The organism is Bartonella sp. P0282 (assembly GCF_048452985.1).
Classification (GTDB): Bacteria; Pseudomonadota; Alphaproteobacteria; order Rhizobiales; family Rhizobiaceae; genus Bartonella; species Bartonella choladocola.
The window spans coordinates 1,121,756-1,139,867 of sequence record NZ_WTFO01000001.1; the positions used below are offsets into that span (position 1 = coordinate 1,121,756).

An 18,112-nucleotide genomic window follows, 5' to 3' on the forward strand; every position below is an offset into this window, starting at 1 on the left:
CAATCGGAGGATGTTTATTTAAAATGACAAAATGGGTTTACAGCTTTGGTAATGGAAAGGCTGACGGGGCGGCATCTGAACGCAATCTCTTGGGTGGTAAAGGTGCAAATCTCGCGGAAATGAGCAATCTCGGATTGCCGGTTCCTCCGGGTTTTACAATCACCACAGAAGTCTGTACCTATTTTTATAACAATAATAAAACTTACCCCGACAAACTCGATGAAACTGTTCAAAAATGTCTTGCAGAAGTCGGTAAGCTGACCGGACGCCGGTTCGGTGACAAGGACAAGCCTTTGCTGGTATCGGTTCGTTCTGGAGCGCGCGCTTCCATGCCCGGTATGATGGACACGGTTTTGAACCTCGGTCTTAATGATGAAACTGTCAAAGCAATAGCAAGAGAAACCGGTGACGAACGTTTCGCCTATGACAGCTATCGCCGTTTCATCCAGATGTATTCAAATGTTGTGCTGGGAATCGATGGCGCATTGTTTGAAGAAATTATAGACGATGCCAAGGCGCGCCATGGTTATGAGGTCGATACCGAAATGACCGCCAAGGATTGGCAGGATGTGATTGCCTCTTATAAAGAATGTGTCGAAAAAGAAATCGGAACGCCATTTCCCCAAGACCCTGAAAAACAGCTTTGGGGCGCAATCGGGGCAGTTTTCCAAAGCTGGATGACACCGCGCGCCGTAACCTATCGCGAACTTCACGATATACCGGAAAGCTGGGGTACTGCGGTTAATGTTCAGGCCATGGTGTTTGGCAATATGGGTGATGATTCGGCAACCGGTGTTGCTTTCACCCGTAACCCTTCAACAGGCGAAAACGCGCTTTTCGGTGAATTTCTTGTCAATGCGCAAGGGGAAGATGTTGTTGCCGGTATCAGAACGCCGCAAAACATCACCGAAGCTGCACGTATTGCTGCCGGTTCCGACAAACCTTCGCTGGAAAAGACTTTGCCGCAAGCTTTTGCTGCGTTTAACGACATTGCCCACAAGTTGGAAAAACATTATCGCGATATGCAGGATATGGAATTTACCATTGAAAAAGGTAAATTGTGGATGCTGCAAACCCGCATTGGCAAGCGTACGGCGCGGGCGGCACTCAAAATGGCTGTCGATATGGTTGACGAGGGGCTCATTGATCGCACCGAAGCCATTTCACGGATTGATCCGAAATCGCTCGATCAGCTTCTCCATCCGACACTCGACCCCAAAGCTAAAAAAGTGGTTTTGGGCACAGGGCTTCCTGCTTCTCCGGGGGCTGCAACCGGCGAAATTGTTTTTTCGTCGGAAGAAGCGGAAAATGCAACCAAAGAGGGGCATAAAGTTATTCTGGTGCGTGTGGAAACAAGTCCGGAAGACATTAATGGTATGCATGTTGCAGAAGGAGTGTTGACAACGCGCGGTGGCATGACGAGCCACGCCGCTGTTGTGGCTCGTGGTATGGGAAAACCGTGTGTTTCGGGTGCCGGCAGTATCCATATCGATTATCGTAGCGGCACATTGAAAGCCGGTGGCGAGACTTTCCATAAAGGTGACATCATCACAATTGATGGTGGAAATGGCGAGATTTACAAAGGCAAAGTCGCCATGTTGCAACCGAAAATGTCGGGCGATTTTGCAAAACTCATGTCATGGGCCGATGAAAAACGCCGTATGCATGTTTGTGCGAATGCCGAGACACCTGCGGACGCACGTATGGGGCGCTCTTTCGGTGCCGAAGGAATTGGTCTTTGCCGAACCGAGCATATGTTTTTTGCCGGTGATCGCATCATTTCGATGCGCGAAATGATTTTGGCCAATGATGAACAGGGTCGTCGCAAGGCCTTGGCAAAACTTCTGCCCATGCAGCGTTCCGATTTTATCGAATTGTTTGAAATCATGCATGGTCTACCGGTAACAATACGTTTGCTGGATCCGCCGCTTCATGAATTTTTGCCGAAAACGGATGCCGAAGTTGCCGAAGTTGCCAAAGCAATGTCAATTCCGGCCGAACTTATCAAAGAAAGAGCAGCAGAACTTCACGAATTCAACCCGATGCTGGGATTAAGGGGTTGTCGCTTGGCAATTACCTATCCTGAAATCGCTGAAATGCAGACGCGTGCAATTATCGAGGCTGCGATTGAAGCCGCTAAAAAGACCAAGGAAACGGTGATACCGGAAATTATGGTGCCTCTGGTAGCACTCAAAACCGAGCTTGACTACGTCAAAGAGCGTATTGATGAAACAGCAAAGGCTGTCATGAAAGAGCACGGCGTTACAATCGACTATCTCGTCGGAACGATGATCGAATTGCCGAGAGCTGCAATTTGTGCCGCCGAAATTGCAAAATCTGCAGAGTTTTTCTCTTTCGGCACCAATGATCTTACGCAAACAACGTTCGGTATTTCACGTGATGACGCCGGTCCGTTTCTTTCGACCTATGTTAAAAAAGGCTTGCTGGAGCAGGATCCGTTTGTATCCATTGATCGCGATGGAGTTGGCGAGCTTGTAAAAATAGGCGCAACACGCGGCCGCAGCCAGCGTCCCGATATTAAACTTGGTATTTGTGGCGAACATGGTGGCGATCCGATGTCTATTGATTTATGCGAGGAAAACGGGTTGAACTATGTGTCCTGTTCGCCGTTCCGTGTGCCGATAGCCAGACTTGCAGCAGCTCAAGCAGCGATCAGACACCAGAAATAGGTAGTGCCAAGCATAGGTAATAAATGTTGCGATATATCCGCCGGTGGGTGTTTGCCGGTATAATAGCTCTGAATGTACCGGCCATAAGTGTGGCCGGTACGGTCGAACCGACATTGCATATAGAAAAAGGTGCAGCGTCAAGCCCGCAAGTGGCTTTGACGCTTGACCTTTGTATGGGCGATATAGACCACCGTATCTTCGACATACTGGTTTCCCGCCAGATTAAAGCAACTCTGTTTGTTACAACGCGGTGGTTGCGAAGAAACAAACCGGCTGTCGATGTCATCAAGGCTCATCCTGATCTGTTTGAAGTTGCAAATCACGGGAAAAATCATGTGCCCGCTATTGATAACCAGCCGGATATTTATGGTCTCAAAACAGCAGGCAGCCTCGAAGCAGTGTGTGAAGAAGTCAGAGGTGGAGAGGAAGGTCTGGCAAATGCAGGTTTTCCCCAATCAAAGTGGTATCGTGATGCGGCAGCACGTTATTCTGATGATGCGATCAAACTCGTTCATGCCATGGGCTACGAGATAGGCGGTTTTTCTCTTAATGCCGATATGGGGGCATCTCTGCCAGCAAAAACGGTTGCCCGGCGAATTTCATCTGCTAAGAATGGTGATGTAATTATTGCCCATATGAACCAGCCCAAACGTGCATCCGGTCAGGGTGTTGCAGACGGTATTCTGGAACTAGAGAAAAAGGGCTTCAGTTTTGTAAAATTGTCGGATGCGGTAAAGCCGGTGGAAAGACAGACAAGTGTGAGCGATTGTAATGCATTGCAAGGGATCAAAGCAGTCGATAAAAGAGCTGTGTTGCAAGAAAAAAATCTATTACAGAAAACTAATAGGCTAGACGGGGCGAGCACATTATCAGGGAAAATTGACGGACAATGAGAAAAAAATATGTTCGTTTGACATCCTATGCCGCTTTGTGGTCGCCGCGTTTTGGTGGCGTCAGCCTATTGGCACTTGTCATTTTGTGCCTCCTCCACCGATTTTCGCTTATTCGGACAAATGTTTTTATCGGGTTTTCGGCTGTTGCCGGTGCGTTGGCACTGATAGCATTTGTTCTGGCTCTGAAAGGCCTTTACGATCTTTGGGAAAACGGTGATCGTGGCGGGCTAAAAGCCTTAAAGGGCATCGTCTATTCATTGATAACTTTGACTCCGATTTCAACATTCCTTGTAATGTGGTGTGTGTTGCCGCCACTGAACGACATTTCAACCGATACCGATACTCCGCCACATTTCATTACAGGTACCAGACCAGCTGATGCTTTGCCTGTTGCTTCCGAATTAACCGCGCAGGCCGCACTGCAATTGGAAGAATGGCCGGAGCTTTCAGGACGCCGTTACGACGGGTCGCCCGACCGTATTCTCAAATCGGTGCGCAATGTTCTTGATGCCCAAGGTTGGCCTATCAAGGCACAAAGGGGTGTCGATGGTGAAGATGAACAGCTATTTATCGAAACAGAAGCTAAAACTTTTTATCTGGGTTTTATATCTGACATTGTCATTCGTCTGACTGACGAAGGGGATACAACATTTGTCGATATGCGTTCGGCATCACGTTATTTACATCGCGATCTCGGAGTCGATGCAGCATTTATTCTGACGTTCATGGATGCTCTCGATACCGAAATGCTTTCGACACCAACCGATCAGGATAATGAATAATAAGCCGAGAGAGAAAGTGGTTCCTCGACTTTGACAACACCGCTTGCCACCAGTGATTCGAGATGCGCAAGAACCGAAAGTGAAGCAACTTTGTAAAGACGTTGGTCAAGCGAACGGTAAATTGCCTTGACGATCTCGCTTATTGTCCGGTCTCCCTCGCTTAACCGTTCAAGGATAGCCCTTTATGCGTTCGGCATCACGTTATTTACATCGCGATCTCAGAGTCGATGCAGCATTTATTCTGACTTTCATGGATGCTCTCGATACCTAAATGCTTTCGACACCAACCGATCAGGATAATGAATAACAAGCCGAGAGAGAGTGGTTCCTCGACTTTGACAACACCGCTTGCCACCAGTGATTCGAGATGCGCAAGAACCGAAAGTGAAGCAGCTTTGTAAAGACGTTAGTCAAGCGAACGGTAAATTGCCTTGACGATCTCGCTTATTGTCCGGTCTCCCTCGCTTAACCGTTCAAGAATAGCCCTTTATGCGTTCGCCATCACGTTATTTACATCGCGATCTCGGAGTCGATGCAGCATTTATTCTGACTTTCATGGATGCTCTCGATACCGAAATGCTTTCGACACCAACCGATCAGGATAATGAATAACAAGCCGAAAGAGAGAGTGGTTCCTCGACTTTGACAACACCGCTTGCCACCAGTGATTCGAGATGCGCAAGAACCGAAAGCGAAGCAGCTTTGTAAAGACGTTGGTCAAGCGAACGGTAAATTGCCTTGACGATCTCGCTTATTGTCCGGTCTCCCTCGCTTAACCGTTCAAGAATAGCCCTCTCGCGCATTTTCCTGTGTGCAATGATGGCACGGACATAAGCTTGCGGTTTAAGCACTGGGCCGCCGTGGCCGGGAAGATAAATCTTGTCATCCCGTTTCAGGAGTTTATCAAGCGATTTCATATAATCCTGCATAGAACCATCCGGCGGAGCAACGACAGTTGTTGCCCAGGCCATGACATGATCGCCGGTAAAAAGCACGCCCGTCTTATCGAGGCTATAGGCCGTATGATTAGCCATATGTCCAGGCGTGGTGATAGAGCTGAGCTTCCAGCCATCTCCTTCAATGGTTTCACCATCTCCAAGAGTAATATCGGGCGCGAAATCACTATCGCCACCCGAATCAAGAGTCATTGATATATCTGAAATATTAGCCGTGGCCGGTCTGTGGCTCCCCTCGGCAACGATTTTTGCGCCTGTCAGCCGACTTAACCGTTTTGCGAGCCCCGAATGATCGCTATGGCTATGGGTGATGAAAATATAACCCAGCCTATGCCCTTCGATTACACCGAGCAACATTTCAAGCTGTTCATCATCATCAGGGCCGGGATCTATAATAGCGAGGTCATCGGTACCGATGATGTAACTGTTGGTGCCGGTGAATGTGAAAGGAGAGGGGTTATGTGCGGTAATTCGCCTGACGTGGTTATCAAGAACAACCACGTGACCATATTCAGGGTCGAAATCGTTGTTAAAACCTACGGACATCAGCTCTCCTCGTCAATTACGCCAGATATAGTCCATTAACTGCAATCATTTCAATTTGGCGATTAAAAGTAAATAACATTGTTATGACTTGTATGGTGCGATTCCGGTGACAGAAATTTTCCAATTTATCATTTTCAGGAAGAAATTTTGAAAAATTTAAAAATCGGATATAATTCCTAAGAACAATGTAAATTACATTTAAAAAGTATAATAAAATATTTGTTACAATATATATTTTATTGATATTTTTAATTATGTTTTTCAACTATTAATTGTTATTTTTAACTAATAATTGAGCATGAAATATATTCGATCACGAAAAAATTATCTTTAAAATTACCAATTGTACATGTTTTTTCTTCAGATTGGTTGCGTTAGAGGCTATTTCCGGACTTGAAAGACTTTGATGTTCCAGGTTTGAAGGAGTGTGGGAGATCATGCTTATTGTTCGTCTGTCAAAATCGGCGTTTGTCGCCGCAATAGCGTTGTTCGCAACATTGGTAGCCGTTGAAAACATTTTTTATTCGTCAATTAATTTTGCCTATGTCCATCATGTGTTTTTAATGGATAGTGTCTTTGCTGATGCGCCGACAAAGTGGCGTTCGATCGAAAATATAACCATCCAGAATATCGGTTATTGGCTCATTGTTACATTCGAGACGTTAACGGCTATCTTGTGTTGGATTGGTAGTGTGTGCATGTTGCTTGCTATAAAAGCCCCCAAAAACACGTTCCAATTGTCAAAACGTTGCGCAATAGCCGGTCTGACACTGGGGTTTCTGGTTTGGCATGTTGCGTTTATGTCTGTGGGCGGGGAATGGTTCGGAATGTGGATGTCCAAGGAGTGGAATGGAGTGCCCGACGCCTTCCGGTTTTTCATTACCATTATATTGGTGCTGATCTATGTTGTCATACCGGACGAGAAAATAACAGCAGACAATTGAGACAGGGCTGACCGGTCGTCTTCGGTTTTATTACAACGTCAAAACTACATAAGTTGAACCGGAGCATTAAAATCTCTGTATTCGCACCGCTGACGTAAGGGAGATTTCATTCTATCTGGCAAATAGTTGCCAGATAGGAGACAAAACACAATAGCAGGAACATCCGCATTATCCGTTTCACGCCATTCGGTGAATATCCGGATTTGCCGATGCCGTTCTGTTTTCTGAAAAAACTTTCTTGATTAGCCGATGATGAGGTTCAAACGGCGTTATAGAGAAGCTGTTTTAATACTGTCGGGACGAAAAACCCCGATTCTCAAAAAAAAATTGTAGCTGGCGCATGAACATATTGCACATTTTTACTGAACTCGTTATAAGGCGCGCAGGAAGTATGCCATGCATAGTTTTTGGGGTATAGCCAAGCGGTAAGGCACCGGTTTTTGGTACCGGCATTCCCTGGTTCGAATCCAGGTACCCCAGCCACTTTTCCCTCGATAAATATTTATGATTGATTTCGCTTCAGTAAAAAGCTGTTGCGGTCAAGTGACTGAAGCTCCCCACCGGTAAACACACAATAATTCGTCAAACAAGCCACAATCCGTCTAACAAGCCACAATCCGTCAAACAAGCTGCGCCGGATTATATGAACCGGAGCGGAACCGGAATGAACGCGACTTTTTATTTTATAAGAAAAGCGCTTTTATTTCCGGCTTTAAGCTTTTCCCGTTATTTAAAATAACGCACCGAAAACCAGAAAAATATAATTTATTTCAGCAGCACGAGAGCGCCTGATTTTTTTAGCGTTTCAACTTGATAATTTGAGCCATTGTTTCATCAGCAACCTGAAAAACACGAAAATTGGCTTTGAAATTGTGCTCGCCCATATCCAGATCAATCATATCATCACCCGGATCGTAAGTTTGGCGCTCAACCGTCGTACCTCTGGCAACATTCAGAGCTGTTTTATCAAGTGAATCAACCTGTCTGTTCATGCCAGTTACCGAAATACGCATTGCGGTCTCAATAGACATTGAAATCACTCCTTTGATTGAGGTTCATTGCCTTCAATAGAGTTAATATAATAGATAGAACAACAAATTTCCAGATGGGGAAAGTAATTGAGCAGGCTAAAGCCAGCCTTTCTTTCTGAAATAAAGTATCGGGATAACAGCCGAAATAATCATCAGAAAAAGCGCAAAAGGATAGCCCCATTTTTCATTGAGTTCCGGCATGAATTGGAAATTCATTCCATAGATTGATGCAACAAGCGTTGGCGGCATGAAGCCCACGGCTGCAACCGAGAAAAATTTGATAATGGCATTTTGTTCTGTCGAAATCATCCCGACGACTGTATCAAGAAGAAATGTCATTTTTGCTGACAAGAAATCGGCGTAATGCTCAAGTGACTGGGTGTCCTGTTCAAGTGATTTTACCGTCGTCTTCATGTCTTTTTTAGGCGTGACAGTTTTGCCGTCGGCTTCAATATATTTTGGCGTAACAGTTTTTCCATAGGCTTCCACATAAACGAGAAGACGGCTGACACCGGCGATGCTTTCTCTAACCATTGAAAGCAACGTTCCCTGATTGCCGATCTGGTTAAGAATTTTACGAAAATCGACAGTCGACATCGGCATCGCACCTTCATCACGATGGAAGATGTTGCGCGAAGCCTTTTCTATGCGTGCAGAGACGGCTTCGAGGAGATCGGCAAGCCGGTCTGTTGCCGCTTCCATAACAGCAGTCAAAATCGTTAGACCGGTACATTGTTGCGTAATAACCCCGTTACCGGCTTTGGTGACGCGTAAAATGAAAAGTTCGACAGCTTGCGGATGACTATAGCGAACAGTTACCAATCGCGATCCGGTCAGAATGAAAGTCACCGGCGCAATGTCACGCTTGTCCCCGTCAACTGTATAGATTAAGGGCGCAGTCATATATTGCGCCCCGTTTTCCATATAAAAGCGGCTGGATTCTTCGATTTCTGTCATATCATCATGGGTTGGAATGGGAATCCCAAGCCATTTTTCCAGCTCTTTTTCTTCTCCCGCAGTCGGATCGGAAAGATCGATCCACAACACATCGTTTTCAGGTGTTCCATCTTCTTTCAGAGGAACTTCGACAAGTCGGTCAGTCGACGAACGAAAGCTGCGGATCATATATTAATCCTTCGTAATTTCCACCGGAGCAATTTTTTGAACTTCCAGAAAGTCTTGATCCCAACGCCCAGATACCAAGGGATGGCAATGGGAAATGCCTTCTGCTGAAAAATGAACAGCTTTGGTATCGACAATGCCGAAAGGAGCCTCGTCACTTTTCCGGTATTCGGATGTACCAATGATCGCACGTTCGTTTTTATGATAGCTTGCAAGTCGCAGATCACGCGCTTCTTCAATGCGTTTGGCGAGGTTGCCGTCTATCAGACTTTGCATGACGCCACCCTCGTCTTCAAGCCGGGTAAACTCGACCCAGGCTGCTTCTGCAAGGGCATCCGCATCATTATCGCGACGATTGGCATGTTTCGCGAGAGGGTTCGCCAGTTCATCGACAAAAACAAGTTGGCTGTTGCGGGCAATACGGCGGGCATTTTCGTCCGGTAAGCCGAACACAAAACTATATGGCAATACGGATAAAGACGATGCACCGCCAAGAATTGCAGCATAGGCGGCAATAGAGGAACGCGAAATGTTACTTAGCGCATCCTGTCTGGTCATCATCCGCATGGATGTTTCAACATGGATAATGGCAGGGAAAGGCGATGAAACGCCACGTTCTCCCTGAAGACGCCGCCACAGCAACCTGATTGCCCGCATTTTTGCAAGTCCCATAACCGGATCCTGATCGAGTGCAGTAGCAAAACCGATATGCGGCAGAGCGTAAATAATATGGTGACGCGCTTCTTCAACCATCTTTAAATGGGCGAGCGCAACCGACATCATAGCACCGATTTCCTGTGCAGGTGTTGCACCCGCATTATGGTAGGGGCGGCCGTCGGCTTCAAGCACAACTCCGGGAATGCCGGAAGAGAAAAATACCGACATTGATTGCGGCAGTGATGCTTTCAATGCCTCGATTGACATTTTGAGTTTGCCGGTTGTGGCCAGAACAGCAGTGGGGTCGGTGCTGAATGTCAGTTTTGTGCGCGTCGGGTTAATGCGTCTGTGTTGAAGATAATCAATAAAACTGTCAGCAATGACACGACCATGCGGATGGTTATCCAGACGAATATGAAGACCATCCAGACTGACACCATCAAAAAGTGTCGGTATTGTTTCGGCCTTGGCCGGTAGCCCGAATCCATAGGCGCTGTTGGCACCTTCAAAAATAAGAGCAATACCGGTAGCACCATTGGCTATGTCTTCCTTGAGTTGGAAGCGGGCACGTTCAATATCGGGGTCATCAGCACGTTGCATGACGGACCAGCCTGCTTGACGCGATTGTAAATTGTCGGATGGAAGGGATTGTTTCGAGCTCATGAGCAAATCAAAATCCTACTAAATCGTTTTTACACCATCTTTAAGAGGTACTCTAAAAAAATCACAAAGCCCTGAATGGCGCAAGACCAACCTACCGCAATTTCATTTAGAATTCATTTAATAAAATTCCATCCAGACACATAAAATGATTTTTGGTGGAAGCGACCATTCTGTATTGCCATTCAGAAATATAACAAGTGTAAAACAGAATTTACAGATTTATATAATGATAGATATTATCATATATATTTGGATGTATAAATAATTATAATAATAGCAAATATATAAATATGAATATTATAAAATATTATAAATTGTCATTTTATGTAAAAATAGAGACCAATAGAGATATTTGTTTCAGGAAAAATCTGCCGACAAAAAAGGCCGTCAAAAAACAAATTCATTGAAGCCACATAAAAGGCTTATTGAATTTGTCTGATTCTGGTACATTTATGCTGATTGGAAAATCAGGCCGAAGGATAATTGGGTATGATCGACAAGAGCGGAATTTTTCTTGGTGCCAGTCGCCAAAAACGGGATAATAGCCTCAAACCGGAATATATCTGGCTAAAATATGCAAACCGCCACGGATTGATAACAGGGGCTACGGGAACCGGAAAAACAGTAACGCTTCAAGTCATTGCCGAATCTTTTTCCGCAGCCGGCGTTCCCGTTTTTTGTGCCGATGTCAAAGGTGACCTTTCCGGCATAGCCAAAGCCGGCATTTTGAATGATAAGGTGCACGTACGTGCAGAAGGTGTCGGACTTTCGTCAATCGAGATGAAGGCTGCACCGGTTATTTTCTGGGATCTTTTCGGTGTTGACGGGCATCCGATAAGGGCAACTGTTTCGGAAATGGGACCATTGCTGCTTTCCCGTTTGATGGATTTGACGCAAGCACAGGAAGGTGTGCTCAATATTGCATTCCGCGCAGCCGATGATGAAGGCTTGTTACTGCTTGATCTCAAGGATATGCAAGCAATGCTCAATCACGTCGGAGAAAAGGCGGCCGAGCTTTCGACCCGTTACGGCAATATCTCGAAATCTTCCGTGGGATCTATACAACGTCAATTATTGGTTTTCGAGGAGCAGGGGGGCGAACATTTCTTTGGCGAACCTTCGCTGAAACTCGAAGACATTATGCGTGTTACGAATGACGGGCGAGGGGTTGTCAGCGTTCTTGCCGCTGACAAGCTTATGTCCAATCCGCGCCTTTATTCGACATTCCTTTTGTGGCTTATGTCAGAACTTTTTGAACAATTGCCTGAAGTCGGTGATCCCGATAAGCCCCGCCTCGTATTCTTCTTTGACGAAGCCCATTTGCTGTTCGATAATGCACCAAAAGCTTTGATCGAACGCATTGAACAGGTTGTCCGCTTGATCCGCTCGAAGGGAGTAGGCATCTACTTCATTTCACAAAATCCTCTGGATGTGCCCGAATCGATTCTGGCGCAGCTTGGCAACCGTATCCAGCACGCATTGCGGGTGTATACGCCTCGCGAGACGGCTGCGGTAAAAGCCGCAGCTTCGACTTTCCGTGCCAATCCCGATTTTGACACGATGAAAGCGATCTCGGATCTTGGAACAGGTGAAGCGCTGGTATCAACTCTGGAAGATAAAGGTGTTCCTTCTATTGTCCAAAGAACCACCATTCGCCCGCCGTCATCGCAAATCGGACCGATTACGGTGCAAGAGCGGCAAAGTTTGATGAAAACAAGTCCGGTGAGCGGTAAATATGACGAGACAGTCGATCGCCAATCCGCCTATGAAATGTTGCAAAAAAATACAGAAGAAAAGCAATCCAACAATAATCAGGAACAGGGCGGAAGCTTCTGGGATACAATTTTCGGCGAGGATAAAAAGAATGGTCGCGGGCAATCGGTCGCAGAAACCGCAGTGAAATCCATTACCCGTACCGCCGCCAACTCTATCGGCCGGTCACTTGCAAAAGCCGGTGAAAATTATTTGCGCGGTGTCTTGGGAAATCTTCTGGGCGGCAGACGCAAATAAATGGCAATGCAAGGGCAGAGGGGAAAATCGGCCTTCGCTATGTTTCTCGATGTGAGCGTTTCCGGCTCTTCAAGTTCGACCTGATTGAGCTTTCCTGTCTTCTATAGGCATTGTCGGCAGAGGCTATATAAAGAACCTTGGCTGACAGGAAGTTTACGGCAAGCTTTTAAGAAATTTTACCCGGAAAAGTGAAACTTTATGGCGTTATGATTTTCTATTCCGGATGATCTTGGGGCTTCAGAAGGACTTAACTTTAAATACGTCATCCAATAAATCTTATCTAAAGATATGAGTGCTGGTCTTTCAGTCTCGCATCATAAATTACACGACAAGAACCGGAGCTTTTTCCGGAACGCGTTCGTAAAGATCTATAATATCCTGATTGATGAGCCTGACACAACCGGATGAAGCGCGCTTGCCGATAGATGACCAATCGGGTGAACCGTGAAGGCGGTAGAGGGTGTCTTTACCATCCTGAAAAATGTAAAGGGCACGTGCGCCAAGCGGATTTTTCAATCCCGGTTTCATACCGCCATTTGCAGCACTATATTTTGCAAGCTGCGGTTGACGGGCGATCATATCGGCAGGCGGTGTCCATGTTGGCCATTTGCGTTTATATTCGATAATGCCACGCCCCGACCATGCAAAACCTTCTTTTCCGACGCTCACACCGTAACGGATTGCTTTGCCGTTGAGACGGACAAGGTAAAGATAACGCCTTTTGGTGTCGACAACGATTGTTCCGGGTTGTTCGCCGGTCGGATCGTCAACGATCTGTCGCAAAAATTGCGGATCAATATGTTGATAGGGAATTGCTGGGAGAACAAAATCGCCATCTCTCATTTCTCCATACATCGACGCAAAAGGAGCTAACGCGTTATTTACGGGTGTATTAACAGATGCAGGTGGCGTCTTTACAGGTGCCAATGCAATATCTTTCAATCCCGCAGGCATGCAGGCAGAAAGGCCTGTTGTTGCTGCACCCATCGTCAGTGTCTGTAAGAAAAAGCGCCGCGAGACAAGGGAAGTCATTCATCAATCCAATTTGTTTTTCTTTTTCCATATTTGACGGAAAAAAGTTAAAAACAAACAAATCCGGCTGTTTTCAATTCCGGCAGAGATGTTCGAGCGACAATCTCGAAAGGCTTAAAAAGCTGAAAAGGCTTAAAAAACCGAAAAGCCTTAAAAAACCGAAAAGCCTTAAAAACCGAAAAGGCTGTTGCGCGCTATTTATGGGCTGCCCTTCAAGACGACAATAGGTTACTGTGAGACTTGTATCCCATCTGATGGAAAGAGGAGACATTTCAGCCCGACCGGTCAAACTCTTGTGAAAAGGGCAATTTCCCTTGCTTTTACCCAAGGAGCGCACCAAATAAATAATCGCACCTATTCCGGCAGAGACTATATTTTTAAGGAGTATTGAAAATGGCTTTTGAATTGCCTGAACTACCCTATGCTTATGATGCACTTCAGCCTTATATGTCACGCGAGACACTTGAATACCACCATGACAAGCACCATCAGGCCTATGTCACCAACGGCAACAAATTGCTGAAGGATTCCGGGCTTGAAGGCAAAAGCCTTGAAGAAATTGTCAAAGCAAGCTTTGGCAAAAATCAGGGGTTGTTCAACAACGCCGCACAACACTTCAATCACACCCATTTCTGGAAATGGATGAAAAAAGACGGCGGTGGTAAAAAATTGCCGGGCAAACTTCTCAAGGCAATTGATAGTGATCTGGGCGGATATGATAAATTCCGTGAAGACTTTCTTGCCGCCGGAGCGGCTCAATTCGGTTCGGGATGGGCTTGGCTTGCTGTGAAAAACGGAAAGTTGGAAATCTCGAAAACACCGAATGGTGAAAACCCGCTGGTTCATGGAGCAACGCCGATTCTTGGTGTCGACGTTTGGGAACACTCCTATTACATTGATTATCGCAATGCCCGTCCGAAATATCTTGAGGCATTTGTCGATCATCTGATTAATTGGGATTACGTGCTGGAGCTTTTTGAAAAAGCCTGATTTTGTTTTTGTAATTGAAAAAGCCGCCATTTTTCCAATGGCGGTTTTTTTATATCTGCCGGTTTTCCGGTACTTCCGACTTTTTACCGGTTGTTTCGCGAGACCGCAATCACTCTTTAAAATTTGGTGCACATGCTCGCATCGATGGATTTGTCATTATAAAGATAATTCATCGTTTTTAGCCAGGATTTGCATTCGTTCATCGTTTTGAAACAATGATACCGCTCGACCGGCATAAGACCGGAACCGCGGTTCTGGAACGGTGTTTGTTCCCATCCGCGGAAAAAACCGGCAACTATTCCACTTCCCTTCTGAGGTGTCGAACAGCGCTTTCCGGCATATTCACTGGTCATATTTGCTACTTTTGCGGGGTCTCGACCACGTGCATAGACGCTTTGTGACATTGTCAGAAAGCCAAGGCCGATTGTAGCAAAAAATAAAAGTCCATATTTCATAGAGAACAGGCCTCCCTCAGCCTTTTGATAATCAATATCGTGTACACAATGTGGCCGTTGGTGGTGGTGAGCCGTAGAGTGACTCCATTGTATAAAGCCAGCCACGGCATTCATCCATCGTTTTGAAACATCTGAACCGGTCGACAGGAACGAAACCGTCAGAGCTTATAATCGGATTATCCGTAACGCCGCTGAAATATCCCGCCACAATGCCGCTTCCCTTTGCCGGCGTATTGCAACGGCTTCCGGCATATTCATCAACATCTTTCCTAATTCCGGCAGCATATGCCGGTGACAAGAAAAAGCCGATCAACAACAACAGCAATAGGCATGAAGTTTTCATCACTTGGTCGCTATTCCATAAAATGCGGACTGGTTAGCTGTCTGTCAAAACAGCTATATGAAATATTTGGTAGCTTTATGAGCAATAGGCAAGTGCATTGTTCATTCTGCCTTAAAAATATATCGGAACGGATAACCCGTTAAAGCATGAATGCTCCGACGGTAGTTGCCAGCACTTATTTTTTCCTCTCCAGTCATCTTTTACAAAAGACAACGAAGATTTCAGGAAAAGTTGTGAAGACAAACGGAGACTTCAGGGGAAGTTTTGGTGGCAAGAAGAGCTTAGAAAAAATTGTCCCGCGGCAAGGCAGCTTCCGATCTCAAGAGATATGAGAGACCAGTTAAGCCGCCTTTTAATCCGATGATTTTAAAACGATGGTAGAAGGTTTAAATCTTTCCTGCAACTTTGAGAATAAAAGCGTAGATATAAGCACTTTCTTCAAGACGCGAAAACCGTCCTGAAGCACCTGCATGGCCCGAATCCATATTTATTCTCAGTAAAACGGGATTATTTCCGGTGTTCAACTCGCGTAATTTTGCTACCCATTTTGCCGGTTCCCAATAGGTGACACGCGGGTCGGTAAGACCACCCATTGCAAGAATGGCGGGATAATTTTGTGCGCTGACATTATCATAGGGTGAATAGGATGCGATGAGTTTATAATCTTCCTTCGATGCAATCGGATTTCCCCATTCAGGCCATTCGGGCGGCGTAAGGGGAAGCGTTGCATCAAGCATGGTCGATAATACGTCAACAAAAGGAACAATGGCGACAATAGCCTTGTAATCTTGAGGAGCCATATTGGCGACAGCACCCATCAACATGCCACCGGCTGAACCGCCTTCAGCAATCAACCGGTCATGCGAGGTGAAATGATTGGCAACCAGAAAACGCCCGCAAGCGATAAAATCGGTAAATGTATTGCGCTTGAACAAGTGCTTTCCTTTTTCATACCAGTCAAAGCCTTTTTCTTTTCCACCCCTGATATGTGCAATTGCATAGACAAAGCCACGATCGACAAGTGACAATGCATTGGAATTGAAACTATCCGGCATAGAAATACCATAAGCTCCATAACCATAGAGCAGACATGGCGCAGTACCGTCGAGTTTTGTATTTTTGTGATAAAACAATGAAACGGGAATTTCAGCACCGTCTTCAGCCTTGGCCATCAAACGCCGTGTAATATAATTTTCGGGGTCGTGTCCTGACGGCACTTCCTGCCGTTTTAACATAACGCGCTTTTTCGTGCCCATGTCATAATCATAAAGTTCGGACGGCGTTGTCATCGACGAATAGGTGAAGCGGATTGTGTCGCTGTCATATTCGGCTGCGCCATGAAGTCCCAATGAATAGGTTTCTTCGTCAAAAGCAATGCTATGCTGCTTTCCGTTACGACGATCAAGGAGTTCAATTCTCGGTAATCCGTCGCGACGTTCAAGCCAGACAAGAAAATTTTTATAAGCATCATGGGCAAGAATAAGTCTCGATGGTTGATGGGAAACAACCTCTGTCCAATTTTCTTCTGTCGGTTTGTCGAAGGGGGCCGACATTATTTTGAAGTCTTTGGCGTCGTTGATATTGGTGAGAATGTAAAATACGTCGCCACCTTCGGTCAGGCTATATTCAACGCCTTTTTGACGTTTTCTGACGCATTCGGGCTTCATCGTCGGCTTGTTTGCAGGAATAAGCCAGACTTCCGAAGTTTCATGGTCGTGGATGTCAATATAGATGACATCATTCAAGGACGAACCGCCAACGCCTAAGAAAAATCCCGGATCTTTTTCTTCAAAGATCAACAGGTCATCTTGTTGTCCGGTTCCGAGTTTGTGATAATAAAGTTTTGACGGGCGGTGATTTTCATCGACACTCGTATAGAAAAAACCTTCCGAATTCGCATCCCAAACAACATCGCCCGATGTATTTTCAATTGTTTCACTGCGGTCAGACAGCAAAGCCATGTCACGTAGCTTTATTGTATAGAATTCCGAACCCTTGTCATCATAGCACCAGACACATTTACTGTGGTCGGGAGAATGTTGGACAGTTCCAAGACGAAAATAGTCTTTACCTTTTGCCAGTACATCGCCATCGAGATATATTGTGGCCTCTCCGCCATTGCGAGGTGTCCGGAAGTAACGGGGTTGTTCACCACCTGTCACAAACGAGACACCGTAAGCATAAGAACCATCTTTCACCGGTACCGAACTGTCGTCTTCTTTGATACGCCCTTTCATTTCCGAAAAAAGCTGTTGTTGCAGCTTTGTCGTATCAGCCATTTGCGCTTTTTGATAAGCATTTTCCTTATCAAGGTGTTGGCGTATCGCCGGATCAAGCAATTCGGGCTGTTTGAAGACCTCTTGCCAGTTTTTGGCTCTCAACCAGTGATAATAATCATGGCGGATTATGCCATGATGCTCTTCGCTATGGTCAATTTTTTTTGTTTCGGGTGGCAAAATTACTGATTCGGTCATTCTTCATCCTAAATGGCGGTGTTGGCGTCGAATTACTTTGTTGTTTTATCCTGCTGGTATGTCAGAGCATAGCCATTCATGCAATAACGCAATCCTGTGGGTTCGGGACCATCAGGAAAAACATGGCCAAGATGCGATCCGCAATCGGCACACAAGACTTCTGTGCGCTCCATGCCATGGGAATAATCTTCCTGAAAGACAACAGCATCGGGGGCTATCGGACGGAAAAAACTTGGCCAGCCACTACCGGATTCATATTTGGTTTCAGACCTGTAGAGCGGTTTACCGCAGCAAACGCAATAAAACGTTCCGGGCTTCGATGTATCGAATTCAGGTCCCGAAAATGCTCTTTCTGTGCCTTGCTTACGTGTAATATCATATTGTTTCGGCGTTAGTTGCTTGCGCCATTCTTCATCGGTTTTTGTAATCTTGAATTGATGTTTATCACTCATGAATTTATCCTCGCACAAATATATTAAATTTGCCGGCTAATCAGTCAATCTCTTTGACAGCGGAAACAATAG

General features: G+C 45.8%; 16 protein-coding genes, 1 tRNA gene and 2 pseudogenes. 9 read left to right on the forward strand and 10 right to left on the reverse strand.

Translation table 11 applies throughout. From position 1 onward, the window contains the following. The first annotated feature begins 23 nt into the window (after positions 1 to 23). The 3 genes from ppdK to GQS64_RS04945 are packed head-to-tail and all read left to right on the forward strand — an operon-like array spanning position 24 to position 4,365. A complete protein-coding gene (gene ppdK / locus GQS64_RS04935; RefSeq protein WP_198230796.1) occupies positions 24 to 2,690 on the forward strand; it encodes a pyruvate, phosphate dikinase in 2,667 nt (888 codons plus the stop codon). 23 nt (positions 2,691 to 2,713) lie between these two features. Beyond that, complete coding sequence (locus GQS64_RS04940) at positions 2,714 to 3,583, forward strand: polysaccharide deacetylase family protein (protein WP_198230797.1); 870 nt, start codon at positions 2,714 to 2,716, stop codon at positions 3,581 to 3,583. Further along, on the forward strand, positions 3,580 to 4,365 hold the full coding sequence (locus GQS64_RS04945) for a DUF1499 domain-containing protein (RefSeq protein ID WP_198230798.1): 786 nt from the start codon (positions 3,580 to 3,582) through the stop codon (positions 4,363 to 4,365). The genes GQS64_RS04940 and GQS64_RS04945 overlap by 4 nt, the downstream gene beginning before the upstream one ends. On the opposite strand, the gene GQS64_RS04950 is transcribed toward GQS64_RS04945, so the two are convergent. Further along, positions 4,350 to 4,541: a hypothetical protein gene (locus GQS64_RS04950; RefSeq protein ID WP_198230900.1), complete on the reverse strand. Its 192-nt coding sequence runs from the start codon at positions 4,539 to 4,541 to the stop codon at positions 4,350 to 4,352. The genes GQS64_RS04945 and GQS64_RS04950 overlap by 16 nt on opposite strands. Before the next feature lie 8 nt (positions 4,542 to 4,549). Between GQS64_RS04950 and GQS64_RS04955 the strand changes: the two are divergent. Both GQS64_RS04955 and GQS64_RS04960 read left to right on the forward strand, forming a co-directional pair. Next, positions 4,550 to 4,636: pseudogene (locus tag GQS64_RS04955) on the forward strand (DUF1499 domain-containing protein); the annotation flags it as partial. 218 nt (positions 4,637 to 4,854) lie between these two features. Then, a pseudogene (locus tag GQS64_RS04960) lies at positions 4,855 to 4,977 on the forward strand (DUF1499 domain-containing protein); the annotation flags it as partial. Here the strand turns inward: GQS64_RS04960 and GQS64_RS04965 are convergent. Then, positions 4,962 to 5,867 carry an MBL fold metallo-hydrolase gene (locus GQS64_RS04965; protein WP_198230799.1) on the reverse strand — a complete coding sequence of 302 codons (906 nt, stop codon included), beginning with the start codon at positions 5,865 to 5,867 and terminating at the stop codon, positions 4,962 to 4,964. The pseudogene GQS64_RS04960 and the gene GQS64_RS04965 overlap by 16 nt on opposite strands. Before the next feature lie 437 nt (positions 5,868 to 6,304). On the opposite strand from GQS64_RS04965, the gene GQS64_RS04970 reads away from it, so the two are divergent. Together GQS64_RS04970 and GQS64_RS04975 are read left to right on the forward strand one after the other, a co-directional pair. After that, on the forward strand, positions 6,305 to 6,811 hold the full coding sequence (locus tag GQS64_RS04970; RefSeq protein ID WP_198230800.1) for a DUF2165 family protein: 507 nt from the start codon (positions 6,305 to 6,307) through the stop codon (positions 6,809 to 6,811). A gap of 408 nt (positions 6,812 to 7,219) precedes the next feature. After that, positions 7,220 to 7,294: transfer RNA gene (locus GQS64_RS04975), tRNA-Gln, on the forward strand. 314 nt (positions 7,295 to 7,608) lie between these two features. On the opposite strand, the gene GQS64_RS04980 is transcribed toward GQS64_RS04975, so the two are convergent. From GQS64_RS04980 to GQS64_RS04990, 3 genes are all read right to left on the reverse strand, one after another. After that, complete coding sequence (locus tag GQS64_RS04980) at positions 7,609 to 7,842, reverse strand: hypothetical protein (RefSeq protein WP_198230801.1); 234 nt, start codon at positions 7,840 to 7,842, stop codon at positions 7,609 to 7,611. 96 nt (positions 7,843 to 7,938) lie between these two features. Further along, entirely contained in the window at positions 7,939 to 8,967 is a 1,029-nt protein-coding gene (locus GQS64_RS04985) for a magnesium transporter CorA family protein (protein ID WP_077991488.1), read from the reverse strand. Between the two features lie 3 nt (positions 8,968 to 8,970). After that, a complete protein-coding gene (locus tag GQS64_RS04990) occupies positions 8,971 to 10,284 on the reverse strand; it encodes a methylmalonyl-CoA mutase family protein (RefSeq protein ID WP_077991490.1) in 1,314 nt (437 codons plus the stop codon). A gap of 489 nt (positions 10,285 to 10,773) precedes the next feature. Between GQS64_RS04990 and GQS64_RS04995 the strand changes: the two genes are divergently transcribed. Continuing rightward, the gene (locus GQS64_RS04995) at positions 10,774 to 12,294 is read left to right on the forward strand and encodes a helicase HerA-like domain-containing protein (RefSeq protein WP_198230802.1); all 1,521 of its coding nucleotides are present in this window, start codon (positions 10,774 to 10,776) and stop codon (positions 12,292 to 12,294) included. 321 nt (positions 12,295 to 12,615) lie between these two features. On the opposite strand, the gene GQS64_RS05000 is transcribed toward GQS64_RS04995, so the two are convergent. Next, positions 12,616 to 13,326 (reverse strand): L,D-transpeptidase, encoded by a 711-nt coding sequence (locus GQS64_RS05000; RefSeq protein ID WP_198230803.1) that lies wholly within the window; start codon positions 13,324 to 13,326, stop codon positions 12,616 to 12,618. A 393-nt stretch (positions 13,327 to 13,719) separates the two neighbouring features. On the opposite strand from GQS64_RS05000, the gene GQS64_RS05005 reads away from it, so the two are divergent. Further along, positions 13,720 to 14,316: a superoxide dismutase gene (locus tag GQS64_RS05005; RefSeq protein WP_077991495.1), complete on the forward strand. Its 597-nt coding sequence runs from the start codon at positions 13,720 to 13,722 to the stop codon at positions 14,314 to 14,316. Between the two features lie 116 nt (positions 14,317 to 14,432). Here the strand turns inward: GQS64_RS05005 and GQS64_RS05010 are convergent, their stop codons facing one another. The 4 genes from GQS64_RS05010 to msrB all read right to left on the reverse strand — a co-directional run bounded on the left by GQS64_RS05010 (position 14,433) and on the right by msrB (position 18,040). Next, positions 14,433 to 14,771 carry a hypothetical protein gene (locus GQS64_RS05010; protein WP_246798489.1) on the reverse strand — a complete coding sequence of 113 codons (339 nt, stop codon included), beginning with the start codon at positions 14,769 to 14,771 and terminating at the stop codon, positions 14,433 to 14,435. A gap of 31 nt (positions 14,772 to 14,802) precedes the next feature. Then, positions 14,803 to 15,114, reverse strand: a complete 312-nt coding sequence (locus tag GQS64_RS05015; RefSeq protein ID WP_198230901.1) for a hypothetical protein — start codon at positions 15,112 to 15,114, stop codon at positions 14,803 to 14,805. Positions 15,115 to 15,500: 386 nt separating this feature from the next. After that, on the reverse strand, positions 15,501 to 17,588 hold the full coding sequence (locus GQS64_RS05020) for a S9 family peptidase (protein WP_198230804.1): 2,088 nt from the start codon (positions 17,586 to 17,588) through the stop codon (positions 15,501 to 15,503). Between the two features lie 32 nt (positions 17,589 to 17,620). After that, positions 17,621 to 18,040 carry a peptide-methionine (R)-S-oxide reductase MsrB gene (gene msrB, locus GQS64_RS05025; RefSeq protein WP_198230805.1) on the reverse strand — a complete coding sequence of 140 codons (420 nt, stop codon included), beginning with the start codon at positions 18,038 to 18,040 and terminating at the stop codon, positions 17,621 to 17,623. Between the last annotated feature and the right edge of the window lie 72 nt (positions 18,041 to 18,112).